Origin of the sequence: Delftia sp. DS1230, from assembly GCF_040112715.1 — a bacterium.
In the GTDB taxonomy this organism is placed as follows: domain Bacteria; phylum Pseudomonadota; class Gammaproteobacteria; order Burkholderiales; family Burkholderiaceae_C; genus Comamonas; species Comamonas tsuruhatensis.
This window is the reverse complement of the sequence record NZ_CP157763.1, coordinates 1264583-1282868: the sequence shown is the minus strand read 5'-3', so window position 1 is coordinate 1282868 and position 18286 is coordinate 1264583. Positions and strand designations below refer to the sequence as shown.

The following is an 18286-nucleotide window of genomic DNA, read 5'->3' as shown; positions in this document are numbered from 1 at the left end:
TCCAAGTGCTCAGTGATGATAGGATAAATGTCCTTTCCTCTCACACGTCTTGCTACATGGCTGTTGCTGACTCCTCGCTCAAGAATGCATCCGCTGTCGCATCGCTTCCCGGCATCGGGCGGGCTCTGATTTCAGCAGGCAAGGTATCGCAACAGGCAGCGGAAGCGGCTGCCGGCAAGGCCGCCACCAATCGCACCTCGTTCATTGCAGAACTGAGCGTCGCCGGCACCCTCTCTGCCCTGGAAGTGGCGGAGACGGTTTCCACCATGTTCAGCGCGCCGCTGCTCGATCTTGATGCGGTCGACGCCATGCGCCTGCCGCAGGATCTGCTGGACGCCAAGATCATCAGCACCTATCGCGTCCTGCCTCTGAGCAAGCGCGGCAACCGCCTCACGGTGGCCACCGCCGACCCGACGCAGCAGGAAGCCGCCGAGCAGATCAAGTTCACCACCCAGTTGGGCGTGGACTGGATCATCGTCGAGGCCGACAAGCTGGAGCGGCTGATCGCGCAGCAGAACAAAAGCGCCAGCGAGGCCATGGACAGCTATGGCGGCAGCGGCGACTTCGAGTTCGGCGACCTCAAGCCTGATGAGGTGGCAGAGGAAAAGGACAACTCGGCCGCAGCAGACGTCGAAGATGCGCCCATCGTCAAGTTCCTGCACAAAATGCTGCTCGACGCCTTCAACATGCGCGCGTCGGACTTGCATTTCGAACCCTACGAGCACCAGTACCGGGTGCGCTTTCGCATTGACGGCGAGCTGCGTGAAATTGCATCGCCGCCCATTGCCATCAAGGAGAAGCTGGCCTCGCGCATCAAGGTGATCTCGCGCATGGACATCTCGGAAAAGCGTGTCCCGCAGGACGGGCGCATGAAGCTCAAGGTCGGCCCGGACCGCGTCATCGACTTTCGCGTCAGCACGCTGCCCACGCTTTTCGGCGAGAAGATCGTGATCCGTATCCTGGACCCGAGCTCGGCCAGGATGGGCATCGACGCCCTGGGCTATGAACCCGAGGAGAAGGCACGCCTGCTTGAAGCCATCAGCCGCCCCTACGGAATGATTCTGGTCACAGGCCCCACCGGCTCGGGCAAGACAGTGTCGCTGTACACCTGCCTGAACCTGCTGAACAAGGCCGGCGTGAACATCGCCACGGCGGAAGATCCTTCGGAAATCAACCTGCCCGGCGTCAACCAGGTCAATGTGAACGAAAAGGCCGGCCTCACCTTTGCCACTGCGCTCAAGGCTTTTCTGCGCCAGGATCCCGACATCATCATGGTCGGTGAAATCCGCGATCTGGAAACGGCCGACATCTCGATCAAGGCAGCGCAAACCGGCCACTTGGTGCTGTCCACCCTGCACACCAATGACGCACCGACCACGTTGACGCGCATGCGCAACATGGGCATTGCGCCCTTCAACATCGCATCGAGCGTGATCCTGATCACCGCCCAGCGCCTGGCCAGGCGCCTGTGCCCTCAATGCAAGGAGCCGGCTGACATTCCGCGGGAGGCCCTGATCGATGCAGGCTACGACGATGCGGACATTGACGGCAGCTGGGTCACCTACAGGCCCGTCGGCTGTCCGGCATGCAACAACGGCTACAAGGGCCGCGTAGGCATCTATCAGGTGATGCCTATCAGCGAGGAAATCCAGCGCATCATCCTGCAGGACGGCAGTGCGCTGGAGATCGCCGCACAGGCCAAGCGCGAAGGCGTGCGGTCGCTGCGTGGCTCGGGTTTGCACAAGGCCAGACAGGGACTGACCTCGCTCGAAGAAGTGCTGGCAGTCACCAATGAGTAAATAGCGCGGACAGCGCAGACAACAAACGAGGGAGCACGATGGCCACAGCCGCGTCCAAGGGAATCAAGGAATTTGTCTTCGAATGGGAAGGCAAGGATCGCAACGGCAAGATCATCCGAGGCGAGACCCGGGCCGGGGGCATCAACCAGGTCCAGGCCATGCTGCGCCGCCAGGGCGTGCTGCCCAGCAAGATCAAGAAGCGCCGCACACGCGGGGGCAAGAGGATCAAGCCCAAGGACATTGCGCTGTTCACCCGCCAGATGGCAACGATGATGAAGGCGGGCGTCCCGCTGCTTCAGGCCTTCGACATTGTCGGACGGGGCAACACCAACCCCAGCGTGACGCGCCTTCTGGCCGATATTCGCGCCGACGTGGAGACCGGCACCTCGCTGAACGCGGCCTATCGCAAGCACCCCATGTACTTCGATAGCCTCTACTGCAATCTGGTGGAGGCGGGCGAAGCGGCCGGTATCCTGGAAGCCCTGCTGGACCGCCTGGCCACGTACATGGAGAAGACCGAGGCCATCAAGTCCAAGATCAAATCGGCGCTGATGTACCCGATCTCGGTCATCGTCGTGGCCTTCATCGTCGTGACCATCATCATGATCTTCGTGATCCCGGCCTTCAAGGAAGTGTTCACCTCGTTCGGCGCCGACCTGCCGGCACCGACGCTGTTCGTGATGGGCATCAGCGATGTCTTTGTCCAATGGTGGTGGTTGATCTTCGGCGTGATTGGCGGCGGTCTCTACTTCTTCATGCAGGCCTGGAAGCGCAACGAGCGCATGCAGCAATTCATGGACCGTACGCTGCTGAAGGTGCCGGTCTTTGGCGTGCTGATCGAGAAATCCTGCGTCGCACGCTGGACGCGCACGCTGTCGACCATGTTTGCCGCGGGCGTCCCATTGGTCGAGGCACTGGATTCTGTCGGCGGCGCATCCGGCAATGCCGTGTATGCCAATGCCACGGAAAAGATCCAGCAGGAAGTCTCCACCGGCACCAGTCTCACCGTGGCCATGACCAATGCCAATGTCTTTCCGTCCATGGTGCTGCAGATGTGCGCCATCGGCGAGGAATCCGGCTCTATCGACCATATGCTGGGCAAGGCGGCCGATTTCTATGAAGAAGAGGTCGATGACATGGTGGCTGGCCTGTCCAGTCTGATGGAGCCCATCATCATTGTTTTCCTGGGCACCCTCATCGGCGGCATCGTGGTTTCGATGTATCTACCCATCTTCAAGCTGGGCCAGGTGGTCTGATGGTTTTGGAACTCTGGATGCAGGCTGCATTGGGCGGCCTGCTGGGCCTGTTGGTTGGCAGCTTTCTCAACGTGGTGGTGCATAGGCTGCCCCGCATGATGGAGCAGCAATGGAATGCGGAATGCGCCCAATGGGCGCAAGAGCAATCTTCATCCTCCGCCACGCCATCGCCCGCCACAGCGCCGCCGCCTGCCGAGGCGCCCCTGAGCCTGAGCCGCCCCCGCTCGCGCTGCCCGCATTGCGGCCATGCCATCCACTGGTACGAGAATATTCCCGTGCTCAGTTATCTGGCGCTGCGAGGCCGGTGCTCCGAATGCAAGGCGTCGATCAGCATCCGCTATCCGCTGGTGGAATTGGCCTGCGCCGCGCTGTTTGCCTACTGTGCGGCGCAATGGGGCATCACGCCCACAGGCGCTGCCTGGTGCCTTTTCAGTGCGGCCTTGCTGAGCCTGGCATTGATCGACTGGGACACCACACTGCTTCCCGACGACATCACCCTGCCCTTGCTGTGGGCCGGACTGCTGTCGTCGGCGCTGCACTGGACCGCCGTGCCTCTGGCCGACGCGGTATGGGGCGCTGCAGCGGGCTATCTCTCGCTGTGGCTGGTTTACTGGGCCTTCAAGCTGGCCACCGGCAAGGAAGGCATGGGCTACGGCGACTTCAAGCTGTTTGCCGCGCTGGGCGCCTGGTTCGGCTGGCAGGCACTCGTGCCCATCATCCTGATCTCGTCGGTGATTGGCGCCATCGTGGGCATCGCGTTGAAGATCAACAGCCGCCTGCGTGAGGGCGGCTATGTTCCCTTCGGCCCCTTTCTGGCGGGCGCCGGCTTTGCAGCCATGGTGTTCGGACCGCAGCAGATGCTGCAATCCCTATTGGCGGCCTTGGGCCTTTGATTCAACACTGCGGCATGGCCCCCAGCATCGCCCCGCCCTTGCTTGCACGCCCGTTTCGGCTGGGCCTGACGGGCGGCATTGGCAGCGGCAAGAGCACCGTCGCAGCGCAACTGGGCTTGCGCGGAGCGGCCGTGATCGATGCCGACCAGATCTCTCGCAGCCTCACCGCCCCCGAAGGTGCTGCTCTGCCCGAGATAGCGCGCGTCTTCGGGCCCGAACTGATTGACGCCAGCGGCGCCCTGGACCGCACGCGCATGCGCGAACTGGTCTTTCAGCAGCCCTCGGCACGACAGCAGCTGGAGGCCATCGTCCATCCCCTCGTGGCGCAGCAGACGTCCCGGCAAGTGGAGCAGGCCACAGTGGCTGGGTGCCGACTTATCGTGCATGACATTCCCTTGCTCGTGGAGTCCGGCCGCTGGCCTGCCATGCTTGATGCGGTGCTGGTCGTTGACTGCCGCACCGAAACGCAGATCGCTCGCGTGATCGCGCGCAACGGATTGCCACGCGAGGCGGTGCAGGCCATCATCTCGGCCCAGGCCACACGTGCGGCACGGCTGGCAGCCGCCGACTGGGTGCTCTACAACGACGAGGCCATGACGATAGAGGCTTTGCGCGCATGCACCGATCGAATCTCTGCATGGTTCGGGCTATGATGCACGCCATGGCTTGGCCTGTGCGTGTAATTCAGCATGTGCACGACGTAGACAGCTGATTCCTGTGCACCCCGAGGAGCCCAGCAAGCGTGATCCTGTACGAATATCCTTTCAATGAGCGCCTGAGGACCTACCTCCGGTTGGAACAGCTATATCGCCGCCTGAGCGAGTTGCTGTCGCGCGCTCATTCCATCGATCACCATTTTGCGCTGGTCACCATCTTCGAGATCATGGACGTGGCGGCACGTACCGACCTGAAGACGGACGTGCTCAAGGACCTTGAGCGCCACAAAAGCCTGCTCGACAGCCTGCGCGGCAATCCCGACATTGCCGAGCACATGCTTGACCAGGTCTCACGCCATGTGGAGCAGTGCTTTGCCCAGCTCAATGCCCAGAACGGCAAGGCCGGCCAGACCCTGACTGAAAACGAGTGGCTGATGGCCGTGCGCAGCCGCATCGGCATCCCCGGCGGCACCTGCGGCTTCGACCTTCCTGCCTATCACGCCTGGCAGTTCCATGATCCCCAGATACGCCTGCGCGATCTGGAGGACTGGGCCAGCACCCTGACCCCGCTGGGTCAGTCGCTGCAATTGCTGCTCAAGCTGCTGCGCGAAACCGGCGTGCCGCAATGGGTGGCTGCCGAAAAAGGCGTGTTCCAGCAGGCCATGCCGCCCGGCCGCAGCTTTCAGCTGCTGCGCCTGCGCATAGACCCGTCGTTGAATCTGGTTCCGGAGATCAGCGGCAACCGCCTGCTGGTTTCGGTGCGCCTGCTCCGCCCCGAGAACGGCGCCAAGCCTCAACCCTGCAGCGAAGATGCCTCGTTCGAGGTCACGCTTTGCAGCTGATGGACAAGACGGCCGACATGCCCTCGAGCGCCCCCGCCCCCCAGCCCGCCAGCCTCTCTTCTGCCGGCCCCACGGTGCGCTGCCCGACCTGTGCAGGCCCCAGCCTGTTCGCACCAGCCAACCGTTTCCGCCCCTTCTGCAGCGAACGCTGCCGCCAGATCGACCTGGGCGCATGGGCCAATGAGGAATTCCGCGTGCCTGCACCGATGCCGCCCGAGGATGCGCCCTTCGGCGATCCTCGCACCGAGCCTTGATCAGGCCCGATCAGGCTTTCGGCTGGCCTGCCTCGTAGAACCCGGCATCGAAAGGCAGCCCGCGTTCCTCGCTCAGCCACTGCAGCACCGGATAGGCACCTGGCAGCACCGGATGCACCTGCAGCGGAAGTTGCTGCCAGGCCATCTGCTGGCCTTCACGCATCTCGAACTCCCCGCTCCAGCGCGTGACCTTGCACCAGTGCAGGCGCACCAGGGCATGCGGATAGTCATGCTCGGTCACCTTCCAGACTTCAGCGGCCGCGATCTCTACGCCCAGTTCCTCTTGCATCTCGCGGCGCAAGGCCTGCTCCACGGTCTCACCGGCTTCGATCTTGCCGCCCGGAAACTCCCAGTAGCCTGCATACGGCTTGCCCGGCGGACGGCTGGTGATCAGCAACGCGCCATCGGACTCACGAAGCAGCACGCCAACGGCGACTTCGGTGTGCTTGCGCCGCACTGGCGCCTGCGACTCGGCCGCCTCAGCGCGGGCCTTGGGGGAGATTTCTTTTTCAGTCACTTGATCTTTCGCAAAAAAGTCTGCCCAGCCCAGGGCCAGGCAGCAGGTGCTCAGAGTTCAGCCTCTTCAGCCAACCCCTGGACATCGGCGATGCCGGTCTGGCGCTGGTTCGGGCGCTCGGCACGGCCCGCATAGTCGCGCGCAAACTGGTGGGCCACGCGACCGCTGCGTGAACCGCGCTCCAGCGCCCAGACCAGGGCCTCCGGGCGTGCCGCCTCGATCGTGGCCTGGTCCAGGCCCAGGGCCTCCAGCCACTGTGCCACCACGCGCAGGTACTCATCCTGGCTGAACGGGTAGAAGCTCACCCACAGGCCGAAACGCTCGGACAGCGAGATTTTTTCCTCGATCACCTCTCCGGGATGCAGCTCCCCATCCTCGCCGCGCTGGTAGGTCAGATTCTCGGACTGGTACTCCGGCAGCAGATGGCGGCGATTGCTGGTCGCATAGACCAGCACGTTCGGGCTGGCGGCGCTGACCGATCCATCCAGAATGGACTTCATGGCCTTGTAGCCAGGCTCGCCTTCCTCAAAGCTCAGGTCGTCGCAATAGATGACGAACTTCTCGGGCCGGCCGGCCACCACATCGACGATGTCGGGCAGGTCGGTCAGATCGGCTTTGTCCACCTCGATCAGGCGCAGGCCCTGCGAAGCAAAAGCATGCAGGCAGGCACGGATCAGCGAGGATTTGCCCGTGCCGCGCGCGCCGGTGAGCAGCACGTTGTTGGCCGTGCGGCCGGTCACGAACTGCTCGGTGTTGCGCGCGATCTTGTCCTTTTGCACATCGATGTTCTGCAGGTCGGACAGCTGCATGGCGCCGACATGGCGCACGGGCTCCAGCAAACCGCAGCCGTTGGCGCGCTTGCGATAGCGCCAGGCGATGGCGGTATTCCAGTCTGCGGGGGATTGCAGCGGCTGAGGCAGGATGGCCTCGATGCGCTGCATCAGTTGCTCGGCGCGCTGCACGAGTTGCAGCAAGGGGGCGGCGACGGCTTCTGTGGGCAATGTCATGGATGTCTCTCGAATACGGATCTCACGGCCACCGACGCTGGATATGCCCGGGAATCGAGATGGATCTCATGCCAACGCCAGAGCTTTTGCGCGCCGGCCGCCATTGAAGGCTGGCAGAGGCAAGGCAGATGCCCTGCGACTGCCTGCGGCACGGTGGGTGGAGAGTCAGGAGCGGTAGTCGGCGTTGATGCTCACGTAGTCGTGGCTCAGATCGCAGGTCCACACGGTCTGCTCGGCCTGCCCTCGGCCCAGTAGCACGCGCACGATGATCTCCTGCTGCTTCATCACGCGCTGGCCGTCTTCCTCCTGATAGGCAGGGTTGCGGCCGCCATTGACTGCGACATGCACATCGTTCAGGTACAGGTCGATCTTGGTCTGGTCCAGATCGTCGATGCTAGCATAGCCCACCGCCGCAAGGATGCGGCCCAGGTTCGGATCGCTGGCAAAGAACGCCGTCTTGACCAGGGGTGAATGCGCGATGGAATAGGCCACGAGGCGGCACTCAGCCTCGGTCTTGCCGCCCTCCACCTTGACGGTGATGAACTTGGTGGCGCCTTCGCCGTCGCGCACGATGGCCTGGGCCAGCAGGCGCGACACATCCAGCAATGCAGCCTTCAGGGCCAGGCCTTCGGCACTGGTCAGCGAAGTGATCTGCGCATTGCCGGCCTTGTGCGTGGCCACCAGCACGAAGGAGTCGTTGGTCGACGTGTCGCCGTCGATGGTCACGCGGTTGAAAGATCCGTCGGCCAGTTCCTTGACCAGAGGCTGCAGCAGTTCGGGTGCGATGGCGGCGTCGGTGGCCAGAAAGCCCAGCATGGTCGCCATGTTGGGGCGAATCATGCCTGCACCCTTGCTGATGCCGGTGATGCTCACACGCTTGCCGCCAATATCCACGGCGCGGCTGAAGGCCTTGGGCAGGGTGTCGGTGGTCATGATGCCTTCGGCGGCCGTGCCCCAGTTGTCGGCCTTGGCTGCTGCGATGGCAGCTGGCAGGCCGGCGGCGATGCGATCCACGGGCAGCTCTTCCATGATCACGCCAGTGGAGAACGGCAGGATCTGCTCGGGCTTGAGCTGCAGCAGCGCAGCCAGATCCGCACAGGTGCGGCGCGCGCGCGCCAGTCCGTCAGCGCCGGTGCCGGCATTGGCATTGCCTGTGTTGATGACCATGGCACGGATGGCGCCGGACGTCTGGGCCAAGTGCTCGCGGCTGACCTGCACGGGCGCTGCGCAGAAACGGTTCTGCGTGAACACACCCGCCACCGAAGCGCCCTCGTCGAGCAGGAACACGGACAGGTCCTTGCGGTTGGCCTTGCGCACACCGGCTTCGGTGACGCCGATGCGAACGCCGTTGATCGCCAACAGGTCGGCGTGCACGGGAGCGGAGAGATTCACAGGCATTGAGGGGCTTCCTACAGTGAAAGAAAAACGCGCTCCATTATCGGAACAAACCGGGGCGGCACGTATTTCATCGACCTTAAAAAAGAAAACGGCACGGAGTGCATCCGTGCCGTTTTCCGTGTCTTGCGGCGTCTTACGACGCCGGCCGCATCACGACAGCTTGCCGTGGCACTGCTTGTACTTCTTGCCGCTGCCGCAGGGGCAGGGATCATTGCGGCCCACGCGAGCGCCTTCGGGCAACTCCAGCGGCTCGTCTTCGACGGAGCCACCGATGTCGCCATCCGAGGGAGCGCCATAGGTCATGTGCTCCAGGCTGTGGGCGCTGCGCTGCTCCATGGCCTCGGTGGCCTGCTCCACCTGTTCGCGCGACTGCACCTGCACGGTCATCAGCACGCGCGTGACTTCGGTCTTGACCTGGTCGATGAGCTGGCGGAACAGCTCGAAAGCCTCGCGCTTGTATTCCTGCTTGGGCTGCTTCTGGGCATAGCCACGCAGGTGGATGCCCTGGCGCAGATAGTCCAGCGCGGACAGGTGGTCACGCCAGTTGGTATCAAAGCTTTGCAGCAGCACGGCGCGCTGGAATTGAGTGAAGTTCTCGCGTCCGATCAGCTCGACCTTGGCCTCGAACACTTCACGGGCAGCCTGCAGCACCTTCTCGAGGATCTCCTCGTCGGTGATGGCATGCGCGGACTGCACTTGCGATTGCAGCGGCAGCTGGATGCGCCATTCGCTTTCCAGCGCCTTTTCCAGGCCGGCCAGGTCCCATTGCTCTTCCATGGACTCGGCGGGCACGTACTGGCGCACCAGGTCGGACACCACGTCATCGCGCATCACCGTGATCATCTCGTGCAGGTCCGAGGCATCGAGGATCTCGTTGCGCTGCTGGTAGATCACCTTGCGCTGGTCGTTGGACACGTCGTCGTATTCGAGCAGCTGCTTGCGGATGTCGAAGTTGCGGGCCTCGACCTTGCGCTGAGCGCCTTCGATGGAGCGGGTCACGATGCCGGCTTCGATGGCTTCGCCATCGGGCATCTTCAGGCGGTCCATGATGGCGCGCACACGGTCGCCCGCGAAGATGCGCATCAGCGCATCGTCCAGGCTCAGGTAAAAGCGCGAGGAGCCGGGGTCGCCCTGGCGGCCCGAACGGCCACGCAGCTGGTTGTCGATACGGCGAGATTCATGGCGCTCCGTGGCGATGATGCGCAGGCCACCCAGGGCCGAGACCTTGTCATGCTCGATCTTCCAGTCGGCGCGCATCTGTTCGATGCGCTGCTGGCGTTCGGCTTCGGACAGGGATTCATCGGCCTCGACAGCCGCAACCTGCTTTTCGATGTTGCCGCCCAGCACGATGTCGGTACCACGACCGGCCATGTTGGTGGCGATGGTGATCATGCCGGGACGGCCGGCCTGGGCCACGATGTCGGCCTCGCGCTCGTGCTGCTTGGCGTTGAGCACCTGGTGGGGCAGGTTTTCCTTGTTGAGCAGCTCGTCGATGATTTCCGAGTTCTCGATCGAGGTCGTACCCACCAGCACGGGCTGGCCGCGCTCATGGCATTCGCGGATGTCGCGGATCGCCGCCTCGTACTTCTCGCGCGTGGTCTTGTAGACGCGGTCGAGCTGGTCGTCGCGCTTGCTGGGACGGTTGGGCGGAATCACCACGGTTTCGAGGCCGTAGATTTCCTGGAATTCGTAGGCTTCGGTATCGGCCGTACCCGTCATGCCTGCCAGCTTGCCGTAGAGACGGAAGTAGTTCTGGAAGGTGATCGAGGCCATGGTCTGGTTCTCGGCCTGGATGGTCACGCCTTCCTTGGCCTCGACAGCCTGGTGCAGGCCATCGCTCCAGCGCCGGCCCGCCATCAGGCGGCCCGTGAACTCGTCGACGATGACGATCTCGCCGTTCTGCACCACGTAGTGCTGGTCACGGTGGTAGAGGTTGTTGGCGCGCAGCGCCGCATACAGATGGTGGACCAGGGTAATGTTGGCCGGGTCGTAGAGCGAGGCGCTCTCGGCAATCATGCCGGCATGGCCCAGCAGGCGCTCGGCGGCTTCGTAGCCCTGGTCGGTCAGGAATACCTGGTGGCTCTTTTCGTCCACCGTGAAGTCGCCGGGCTTGGTCACGCCTTCGCCCGTGCGGGGATCGGCCTCGCCTTCCTGGCGCACCAGGTTGGGCACGATCTTGTTCATGGCCACGTACATGGCCGTGTGGTCCTCGGCCTGACCGCTGATGATCAGCGGCGTGCGGGCCTCATCGATCAGGATGGAGTCCACCTCGTCGACGATGGCGTAGTTGAGCACGCGCTGAACGCGGTCGCCCGACTCGTAGACCATGTTGTCGCGCAGGTAGTCGAAGCCGTATTCGTTGTTCGTGCCGTAGGTGATGTCGCTGTTGTAGGCGGCCTGCTTTTCCTCGCGCGGCATGTTGGGCAGGTTGATGCCCACCGACAGGCCGAGGAAGTTGTACAGCTTGGCCATCCAGGTGGCATCGCGGTTGGCCAGATAGTCGTTCACCGTCACCACGTGCACGCCATTGCCCGACAGTGCGTTCAGGTAGACCGGCAGCGTGGCGGTCAGCGTCTTGCCTTCGCCGGTGCGCATTTCCGCGATCTTGCCGTAGTGCAGTGCCATGCCGCCCAGCAACTGGACGTCGAAGTGGCGCATCTTCATGACACGCTTGGACCCTTCGCGCACCACGGCGAAGGCTTCGGGCAGCAGGTCGTCCAGCGACTCTCCCTTGGCCACACGCTCCTTGAATTCCTGCGTCTTTGCGCGCAGATCCTCGTCGCTGAGCTTCTCGTAGTCGGGCTCCATCGCATTGATGCGAACGACCGTCTTGCGGTATTGCTTGAGAAGCCGATCGTTTCGGCTGCCGAATAGTTTGGTGAGGAAGTTGGTGGCCATGCGAAAAAGACACACCGCCACCCGCTGAAGCGGACTGCGGTGTGCCTGGAATCCCTAGATTGTTGGATTTCAGATGGGGCCGCTCCACCTGCCTGCAAGTACCCTGCTGGAGAACACATGCGGCCGGGCTGAAGCGAGAACCGAACAATTGATTCTAACTGTCTCTGTCCAACCCTCTTCCAGGCAGGCCGACGCATGCGGCCGCAGAGCCCTGAACCCGAATTCCCGGACCCGCGCTGCCTTGCAGATGCTGCTATAACGAGGGTCCCGGCTGGCGCATGCCTACGCTGCCTGACCAGCCTTCAAGCCCATGACCTTCACACGCCGCAACCACGCCGTCACCGCCCTGCACGCTGTCGAGAACTCGCCGACACTGGCTCGGCTCGCCCAGCTCACACGCGACTCCAGCAATCGCCTGACGGCCATCCTGCCCCTGGTGCCGCCGCTGCTGCGCGACAGCCTGCAGGCAGGCCCCATCGAGGGCAGCACCTGGTGCCTGCTGGTGCGCAACAACGCGGCAGCGGCCAAGATACGCCAGCTGCTGCCGGCCATGGCCGCCCACTTGCGCACCAAGGGCTGGGATGTGGCCGAGATCCGCCTCAAGGTCCAGGCCTGACCGGCCACTGAAGAGCGGCTGCTGAAATCGGGGCGCGGAAATGAAAAAAGGCCTCCTGAGGAGACCTTCTGGTGCCGGTTGTCGGATTCGAACTGACGACCTACCGCTTACAAGGCGGGTGCTCTACCAACTGAGCTAAACCGGCGAAGCACGCATTCTAGCGCAGAAAAATGCTGCCTCAGACTTTCCCGATGGGGCCAAGCACGCTTGCGGGAGCAACGGCATGCGCGCCGATGCGAAAAACCTACTTGACCAGCTTCAGCGAAGGCCGCGTGCCCGAAGGCGGCGGCGTGCGCGGTGGCTCTTCGTCATCACCTTCGCTGTGGATGCTCACCAGCTGCACCACGCGCTCGTCGGATGCAGGCTCGGCCGGCACCTCAGCGGCGGCGTCCTGTGGCACAGGCTCATCGGACGCCTGCCCGGGCGAAACATCGTTGTCGGCTTCGGCCTCGGGCTCCGGCGCCGGGAAAGCCATGCCTTGCCCGGTCTCGCGTGCGTAGATGGCCATCACCTGCTCCACGGGCACCATGATTTCGCGGGGCTTGCCGCCAAAGCGGGCCGTGAAGCTGATGAAATCATTGCCCATCTGCAGGCCGCTGGTGGCGTCGTAGCTGACGTTGAGCACGATCTCGCCGTCGCGCACGAACTCGCGCGGCACCTGCACATTGCGGTCCACACGCACGGCGATGTGGGGCGTGAAGCCGTTGTCGGTGCACCACTCGTACAGTGCCCGGATCAGGTAGGGGCGGGTGGAAGTTGCTTCGGGGGCAGTCATGACGATCCCAGGAAATGAGTGGTCTGAGTGGTCGGAACACGAAAACGGGCAGGATGGCGACCGGTTGACCGCCTTCCCTGCCCGCGCAATCAGTCGTCAACCGATGCGAATTACTTGCGCATCACCTTCTCGGAAGGCGTCAGCGCTTCGATGTAGGCAGGGCGCGAGAAGATGCGCTCGGCGTACTTGAGCAGCGGGGCGGCGTTCTTGGACACCTCGATGCCGTAGTAGTCCAGGCGCCACAGCAGCGGGGCGATGGCCACGTCCAGCATGGAGAAGTTCTCGCCCAGCATGTACTTGTTCTTGAGGAACACGGGAGCCAGCTGCGTCAGGCGGTCGCGGATGTGGGCGCGGGCCTTCTCGATGGCCTTTTCGTTGCCCTTGACGTTGCGCTCCTCAAGCGTGCTCACGTGGACGAACAGTTCCTTTTCGAAATTCAGCAGGAACAGGCGCACGCGGGCGCGGTCCACCGGGTCGCCGGGCATCAGTTGGGGATGCGGGAAGCGCTCGTCGATGTACTCGTTGATGATGTTCGATTCGTACAGGATCAGGTCGCGCTCGACCAGGATGGGCACCTGGCCGTACGGATTCATCACGCTGATGTCTTCAGGCTTGCTGAACAGGTCCACATCGCGGATCTCGAAGTCCATGCCTTTTTCGAACAGGACGAAGCGGCAACGGTGTGAAAAGGGGCAGGTCGTTCCCGAATAAAGCACCATCATGGTGGAGGCTCCTAAAAATCAAAAAGAGTGGGTCGCTCGCGGCGCCCACTCTGCACACAGTTCAGCCGCAGCAATTGCTTGCACGGCCTTCTGCAGTCACGGTTTTATTTGACGTCTTTCCAGAACGCGGCGTTGAGGCGCCATGCGATGAAGATGAAGACCGCCAGGAAAAGCAGCACACCCACGCCAATGCGGGTGCGGCTGTTCTGTGCCGGCTCACCCATCCATTGCAGGTAGTTCACCAGATCGCCAACTGCCTGATCGTACTGCACTGCGCTCATGCTGCCAGGAGAGACCTGCTCCCACCCCTTGAAAACCTGGGTCTTCACACCGTGCTCCTCGGCTTCTTCGAAGATGGCGCGGCGCTCGCCCTGCAGTTGCCACAGCGCATGGGGCATGCCTACGCTGGGGAAGGCCAGATTGTTCCAGCCCGTGGCCTTGGTGTCGTCGCGGTAGAAGGTGCGCAGGAAGGTGTAGAGGTAGTCGGCGCCCGTGCCGTTGTGGCCGGCACGCGAACGTGCGATCACCGTCAGGTCCGGAGGATTGGCGCCGAACCACTCCTTGGCTTCCTTGGGGTTGATGGCCGCCTTCATGGTCTCGCCGACCTTGTCGGTGGTGAAAAGCAGGTTGTCCTTGATTTCCTGCTCGGTCAGCCCGATGTCCTGCAGCCGGTTGAAGCGCATGAATGCGGCCGAGTGGCAGCTCAGGCAGTAGTTGACGAACAGCTTGGCGCCGTTTTGCAGCGATGCTGTGTCATTCGTCTTGCCCGGGGCCTTGTCCCAGGCGATGCCGCCTTCGGCAGCCTGTGCACCGGTCACGATGCCCAGGGCCGCGATCAACGTGAGAATCAGTTTCTTCATTGTTGTTCTCTCCAGCTTCAGTGCGGCTTGAACGTCACACGATCGGGAACGGGTTTTGTCTTGCCCAGACGGCTCCACCATGGCATCAGCAGGAAGAAGCCGAAGTAGAACAGCGTTCCGACCTGGGACACGCGCTCGCCGATGGGCGAAGGCGGCTGCACGCCGAGATAGGCCAGGATCACGAAGTTGATCACGAAGATGCCGTAGAGATACTTGTGCCAGCTCGGGCGGTAGCGGATGGACTTGACCGGGCTGCAATCGAGCCAGGGCAGCGCAAACAGGATGATCACGGCACCGCCCATCACCACCACACCCCAGAACTTGGCATCGATGGACAGCATCATGGCGATGACACCCAGGGCCACGATGGCGACCACACCCTTGACGGCGGCCGGCAGGCGCGACTTGAGCACGCCAAAGCCCGCACCCAGCACCACGCAGGCGATGAGCACGTACATCATCTCGCTGGTGATGGCACGCAGCATCGAGTAGAACGGCGTGAAGTACCAGACCGGCGCAATGTGCGAAGGCGTCTTCAGCGGATCGGCCGGGATGAAGTTGTTGTACTCCAGGAAGTAGCCGCCGAACTCGGGCGCGAAGAACACCACGGCCGAGAACAGGAACAGGAACACCGTCACGCCGAAGATGTCGTGCACCGTGTAGTAGGGATGAAAGGGGATGCCGTCCAGCGGATGGCCCTTGGCGTCCTTGGGCGCGTTGGGGCCCTTGATCTCGATGCCATCCGGGTTGTTGGAGCCCACATCGTGCAGCGCCAGCAAGTGGGCCACGACCAGGCCCAGCAGCACCAAGGGCACGGCGATCACGTGGAAGCTGAAGAAGCGATTGAGCGTGGCATCGCCCACCACGTAGTCGCCACGGATCAGCAGCGCCAGGTCAGGGCCGATGAAGGGGATCGCCGAGAACAGGTTCACGATCACCTGGGCGCCCCAGTACGACATCTGGCCCCAGGGCAGCAGGTAGCCCATGAAGGCCTCGGCCATCAGCACCAGGAAGATGGCGCAGCCGAAGATCCAGACCAGTTCGCGCGGCTTGCGGTACGAACCGTACAGAAGACCGCGGAACATGTGCAGATAGACGACGACGAAGAAGGCCGACGCACCCGTGGAGTGCATGTAGCGGATCAGCCAGCCCCAGGGCACATCGCGCATGATGTACTCCACCGAGGCGAACGCCTTCTCGGCGTCCGGCTTGTAGTGCATCACCAGGAAGATGCCGGTGACGATCTGGATCACCAGCACCAGCAGCGCCAGCGAGCCGAAGATGTACCAGAAGTTGAAGTTCTTCGGAGCGTAGTACTCCGACATGTGCACGCGATAGGCGTCGAAAGCCGTGGGAAAACGGTTCTCGAACCAGTTCGTGAGCTTGGCGCCGGCGGGCGCATTCGGATCGATGTCCTTGAATTCGTGGGCCATTGTTCTTGTCTCCCTCAAGCCTTGTCTTCACCAATGAGGAGCTTGGTCTCCGACAGGTACATGTGCGGCGGCACCTGCAGGTTGTCGGGAGCCGGCTTGTTCTTGAAGACACGGCCAGCCATGTCGAAGGTCGAGCCATGGCAGGGGCACAGGAAGCCGCCCTTCCAGTCGCTGGGCAGCGAGGGCTGGGCGCCCGGCTGGAACTTGTCGGAAGGCGAGCAGCCCAGATGCGTGCAGATGCCGACGACGACCAGCACTTCGGGCTTGATCGAGCGGGCCTCGTTCATCGCATAGGGCGGCGTGAACTCTTCAGGGTGGCGCTTGGATTGGGGATCGGCCAACTGGCTGTCCAGTTCGGGCAGCTCCTTGATCTGGTCAGGCGTGCGCTTGATGATCCAGACGGGCTTGCCGCGCCACTCGACCGTGAGCTTCTCGCCGTCCTTGAGGGCGGAGATATCGACCTCCACTGCAGCCCCGGCGGCTTTGGCCTTCTCGGATGGCTGGAAGGTGCTCACGAACGGGACGGCTGTCGCCACGCCGCCCACCGCACCAGCGCACGCCGACGTGATGATCCACGTCCGCTTGCTGGAGTCGATTGGAGTGTCACTCATGGGGTTCCTCGAACTACGTCGCTTGAGTTGGGGTCAACAATAAATTGTAGCGGGGCGAGTATGGTTATTCCATGCTGCTTGTGCCGTTGACAGGCTCCAAAGCCGCGCAATACTGCGCTATCTCAAACTCTTTCCAGATGGAGCCAGCCATGGGCATGATGCAGGAATTTCGTGAGTTCGCAGTTAAGGGAAACGTGGTAGATCTCGCCGTGGGCGTCATCATTGGTGGAGCGTTTGGCAAAATCGTTGATTCCGTGGTAAACGACCTGATCATGCCGGTCGTGGGCCTGGTTTTCGGCAAGCTGGACTTCTCCAATCTGTTCGTCGTGCTGGGCAGCGTACCCCCCGGAACGGCGATGACGCTCGATGCGCTCAAGAAGGCCGGCGTCCCCGTATTTGCCTATGGAAACTTCATCACGGTGGCAGTGAACTTCATCATCCTGGCCTTCATCATTTTCATGATGGTCAAGCAGATCAACCGCCTGCGCCGCGAGGCACCGGCAGCCCCCGCTCCCGCGCCCGTCACCCCCGAAGACATCGTGCTGCTGCGCGAGATTCGCGACAGCCTCAAGCGCTGAAATCCGTGTTTTGACGCAAATCAAAACGCCCGTGGCATGGTTGCCACGGGCGTTTTCCATTACTGCGGATTCCCGATGCTTGGGCTAGCCATTCAAGCTGCCAATTTGCGCGCCATTCGCACGGCCTCAATCAGGCTTCCGGCCTCTGCAACACCCTGCCCCGCAATATCAAAAGCCGTGCCGTGGTCCGGACTGGTGCGCACCAGCGGCAGCCCCAATGTGACATTCACGCCCTTTTCCACGCCCAGGTACTTCACGGGAATCAGTCCCTGATCGTGGTACATGGCCAGCACCACGTCGAACTCACCGGGGTGGCCGCGCGCATTGCGGGCGCGCATGAACACCGTATCGGGCGCAAAAGGTCCATGGGCGTCCAGGCCCTCGGCGCGCGCCTGGGCGATGGCCGGGGCGATGATCTCGACCTCCTCGCTGCCGAACAGGCCGCCCTCGCCCGCATGCGGGTTCAGCCCTGCCACACCGATCCGCGGCGGGCGGCCCAGGCTGCGAGACAGGGCCTCATGCGTGATGCGCAAGGTCTGCAGCAGGTTGTCCTTCGTTACCGCATCGATCGCCTTGCGCAGCGAGGTATGGATGCTGACCAGCACCGTGCGCAGCTCATCGTTGGCCAGCATCATGCGCACCGGCATGCGGTCCAAGCCTACACCCGCATGCTGCGCAGCCTCGAATTGCAGCAGCTCGGTATGACCAGGAAAGTCCACGCCCGCAGCATGCAGCGCCTCCTTGTGCAGGGGCGCCGTCACAAGAGCCGCGATCTCGCCGCGCAAGGCAGCCCGCGCAGCCCAGACCACGCAACGCGCAGCCGCGTCACCGGCGCTGGCACTCACCTGGCCCCAGGGCGCAGGACCGGGCAGCCCGGGCAGCTCCAGCAAAGGGATGCAATGGGGCGGCACCTGCCTTAGTTGCTCAGCCGACTCGATGACGGCCACGGGCATGGGAATGGCGTTGTCGCCATCACGCGCACGCGCCGCAACCGCCGCGGCCCGCCGCAGCGTCTGCAACTCGCCGACGACGAAGCAGCCGCGCATCTGCTCGGGCGCGTCCATGAACGCCTTGGCGATGGTCTCGGGCCCCACCCCGGCAGAGTCGCCCTGGGTGATGGCCATCAAGGCCGTGGACTGTGTGGAATCAGGCATTTTCGGTATCCGGATCA

At 63.0% G+C, this 18286-nt stretch carries 18 protein-coding genes and 1 tRNA gene; 8 read left to right on the top strand and 11 right to left on the bottom strand.

The features are described from left to right. The first annotated feature begins 56 nt into the window (after positions 1-56). From pilB to AAN986_RS05740, 6 genes are all read left to right on the top strand, one after another. Complete coding sequence (gene pilB, locus AAN986_RS05765) at positions 57-1799, top strand: type IV-A pilus assembly ATPase PilB (protein ID WP_034364744.1); 1743 nt, start codon at positions 57-59, stop codon at positions 1797-1799. A gap of 38 nt (positions 1800-1837) precedes the next feature. After that, a complete protein-coding gene (locus tag AAN986_RS05760) occupies positions 1838-3055 on the top strand; it encodes a type II secretion system F family protein (RefSeq protein WP_016445610.1) in 1218 nt (405 codons plus the stop codon). Continuing rightward, entirely contained in the window at positions 3055-3948 is an 894-nt protein-coding gene (locus tag AAN986_RS05755) for an A24 family peptidase (protein ID WP_016445609.1), read from the top strand. Before AAN986_RS05760 ends, AAN986_RS05755 begins: the two co-directional genes overlap by 1 nt. A gap of 14 nt (positions 3949-3962) precedes the next feature. Further along, positions 3963-4601, top strand: a complete 639-nt coding sequence (gene coaE, locus AAN986_RS05750) for a dephospho-CoA kinase (RefSeq protein ID WP_016445608.1) — start codon at positions 3963-3965, stop codon at positions 4599-4601. Positions 4602-4690: 89 nt separating this feature from the next. Then, complete coding sequence (gene zapD, locus AAN986_RS05745; protein ID WP_016445607.1) at positions 4691-5446, top strand: cell division protein ZapD; 756 nt, start codon at positions 4691-4693, stop codon at positions 5444-5446. Positions 5447-5463: 17 nt separating this feature from the next. Next, positions 5464-5700, top strand: coding sequence for a DNA gyrase inhibitor YacG (locus tag AAN986_RS05740; RefSeq protein ID WP_223275109.1), 237 nt, complete (start codon positions 5464-5466; stop codon positions 5698-5700). A 10-nt stretch (positions 5701-5710) separates the two neighbouring features. Here the strand turns inward: AAN986_RS05740 and AAN986_RS05735 are convergent, their stop codons facing one another. The 4 genes from AAN986_RS05735 to secA all read right to left on the bottom strand — a co-directional run bounded on the left by AAN986_RS05735 (position 5711) and on the right by secA (position 11520). Next, positions 5711-6217: an NUDIX domain-containing protein gene (locus AAN986_RS05735; RefSeq protein ID WP_016445605.1), complete on the bottom strand. Its 507-nt coding sequence runs from the start codon at positions 6215-6217 to the stop codon at positions 5711-5713. Between the two features lie 50 nt (positions 6218-6267). Continuing rightward, positions 6268-7224, bottom strand: a complete 957-nt coding sequence (locus tag AAN986_RS05730; protein ID WP_047217092.1) for an ATP-binding protein — start codon at positions 7222-7224, stop codon at positions 6268-6270. 165 nt (positions 7225-7389) lie between these two features. Next, positions 7390-8622, bottom strand: a complete 1233-nt coding sequence (gene argJ, locus AAN986_RS05725) for a bifunctional glutamate N-acetyltransferase/amino-acid acetyltransferase ArgJ (RefSeq protein WP_017405522.1) — start codon at positions 8620-8622, stop codon at positions 7390-7392. 150 nt (positions 8623-8772) lie between these two features. Further along, complete coding sequence (gene secA, locus AAN986_RS05720) at positions 8773-11520, bottom strand: preprotein translocase subunit SecA (RefSeq protein WP_047217093.1); 2748 nt, start codon at positions 11518-11520, stop codon at positions 8773-8775. A gap of 310 nt (positions 11521-11830) precedes the next feature. Between secA and AAN986_RS05715 the strand changes: the two genes are divergently transcribed. Further along, positions 11831-12136, top strand: a complete 306-nt coding sequence (locus AAN986_RS05715; RefSeq protein ID WP_016445601.1) for a hypothetical protein — start codon at positions 11831-11833, stop codon at positions 12134-12136. Positions 12137-12205: 69 nt separating this feature from the next. On the opposite strand, the gene AAN986_RS05710 is transcribed toward AAN986_RS05715, so the two are convergent. From AAN986_RS05710 to petA, 6 genes are all read right to left on the bottom strand, one after another. After that, positions 12206-12281, bottom strand: a tRNA-Thr gene (locus AAN986_RS05710). Positions 12282-12380: 99 nt separating this feature from the next. Beyond that, the gene (locus AAN986_RS05705; protein ID WP_017405520.1) at positions 12381-12911 is read right to left on the bottom strand and encodes a ClpXP protease specificity-enhancing factor; all 531 of its coding nucleotides are present in this window, start codon (positions 12909-12911) and stop codon (positions 12381-12383) included. Between the two features lie 110 nt (positions 12912-13021). Further along, on the bottom strand, positions 13022-13633 hold the full coding sequence (locus tag AAN986_RS05700) for a glutathione S-transferase N-terminal domain-containing protein (protein ID WP_012207298.1): 612 nt from the start codon (positions 13631-13633) through the stop codon (positions 13022-13024). A 104-nt stretch (positions 13634-13737) separates the two neighbouring features. Continuing rightward, entirely contained in the window at positions 13738-14493 is a 756-nt protein-coding gene (locus AAN986_RS05695) for a cytochrome c1 (protein WP_016445599.1), read from the bottom strand. Positions 14494-14510: 17 nt separating this feature from the next. After that, the gene (locus tag AAN986_RS05690) at positions 14511-15926 is read right to left on the bottom strand and encodes a cytochrome bc complex cytochrome b subunit (RefSeq protein WP_016451018.1); all 1416 of its coding nucleotides are present in this window, start codon (positions 15924-15926) and stop codon (positions 14511-14513) included. Positions 15927-15940: 14 nt separating this feature from the next. Continuing rightward, entirely contained in the window at positions 15941-16537 is a 597-nt protein-coding gene (gene petA, locus AAN986_RS05685) for a ubiquinol-cytochrome c reductase iron-sulfur subunit (protein WP_016445597.1), read from the bottom strand. A 149-nt stretch (positions 16538-16686) separates the two neighbouring features. Here petA and mscL point away from each other — a divergent pair, with 149 nt between their 5' ends. Continuing rightward, on the top strand, positions 16687-17115 hold the full coding sequence (gene mscL, locus AAN986_RS05680) for a large conductance mechanosensitive channel protein MscL (protein WP_012207302.1): 429 nt from the start codon (positions 16687-16689) through the stop codon (positions 17113-17115). Between the two features lie 92 nt (positions 17116-17207). Here the strand turns inward: mscL and pdxA are convergent, their stop codons facing one another. Continuing rightward, entirely contained in the window at positions 17208-18269 is a 1062-nt protein-coding gene (gene pdxA, locus AAN986_RS05675; protein ID WP_047217094.1) for a 4-hydroxythreonine-4-phosphate dehydrogenase PdxA, read from the bottom strand. Positions 18270-18286: the final 17 nt, after the last annotated feature.

Coding starts and splice junctions, on each gene's coding strand:
- coaE (WP_016445608.1), top strand. CDS start 3,963: ATGGCCCCCAGCATCGCCCCGCCCTTGCTTGCACGCCCGTTTCGGCTG.
- AAN986_RS05700 (WP_012207298.1), bottom strand. CDS start 13,633: ATGATGGTGCTTTATTCGGGAACGACCTGCCCCTTTTCACACCGTTGC.
- AAN986_RS05740 (WP_223275109.1), top strand. CDS start 5,464: ATGCCCTCGAGCGCCCCCGCCCCCCAGCCCGCCAGCCTCTCTTCTGCC.
- pilB (WP_034364744.1), top strand. CDS start 57: ATGGCTGTTGCTGACTCCTCGCTCAAGAATGCATCCGCTGTCGCATCG.
- AAN986_RS05730 (WP_047217092.1), bottom strand. CDS start 7,224: ATGACATTGCCCACAGAAGCCGTCGCCGCCCCCTTGCTGCAACTCGTG.
- AAN986_RS05690 (WP_016451018.1), bottom strand. CDS start 15,926: ATGGCCCACGAATTCAAGGACATCGATCCGAATGCGCCCGCCGGCGCC.
- AAN986_RS05695 (WP_016445599.1), bottom strand. CDS start 14,493: ATGAAGAAACTGATTCTCACGTTGATCGCGGCCCTGGGCATCGTGACC.
- AAN986_RS05705 (WP_017405520.1), bottom strand. CDS start 12,911: ATGACTGCCCCCGAAGCAACTTCCACCCGCCCCTACCTGATCCGGGCA.
- secA (WP_047217093.1), bottom strand. CDS start 11,520: ATGGCCACCAACTTCCTCACCAAACTATTCGGCAGCCGAAACGATCGG.
- AAN986_RS05760 (WP_016445610.1), top strand. CDS start 1,838: ATGGCCACAGCCGCGTCCAAGGGAATCAAGGAATTTGTCTTCGAATGG.
- AAN986_RS05715 (WP_016445601.1), top strand. CDS start 11,831: ATGACCTTCACACGCCGCAACCACGCCGTCACCGCCCTGCACGCTGTC.
- AAN986_RS05755 (WP_016445609.1), top strand. CDS start 3,055: ATGGTTTTGGAACTCTGGATGCAGGCTGCATTGGGCGGCCTGCTGGGC.
- mscL (WP_012207302.1), top strand. CDS start 16,687: ATGGGCATGATGCAGGAATTTCGTGAGTTCGCAGTTAAGGGAAACGTG.
- argJ (WP_017405522.1), bottom strand. CDS start 8,622: ATGCCTGTGAATCTCTCCGCTCCCGTGCACGCCGACCTGTTGGCGATC.
- pdxA (WP_047217094.1), bottom strand. CDS start 18,269: ATGCCTGATTCCACACAGTCCACGGCCTTGATGGCCATCACCCAGGGC.
- petA (WP_016445597.1), bottom strand. CDS start 16,537: ATGAGTGACACTCCAATCGACTCCAGCAAGCGGACGTGGATCATCACG.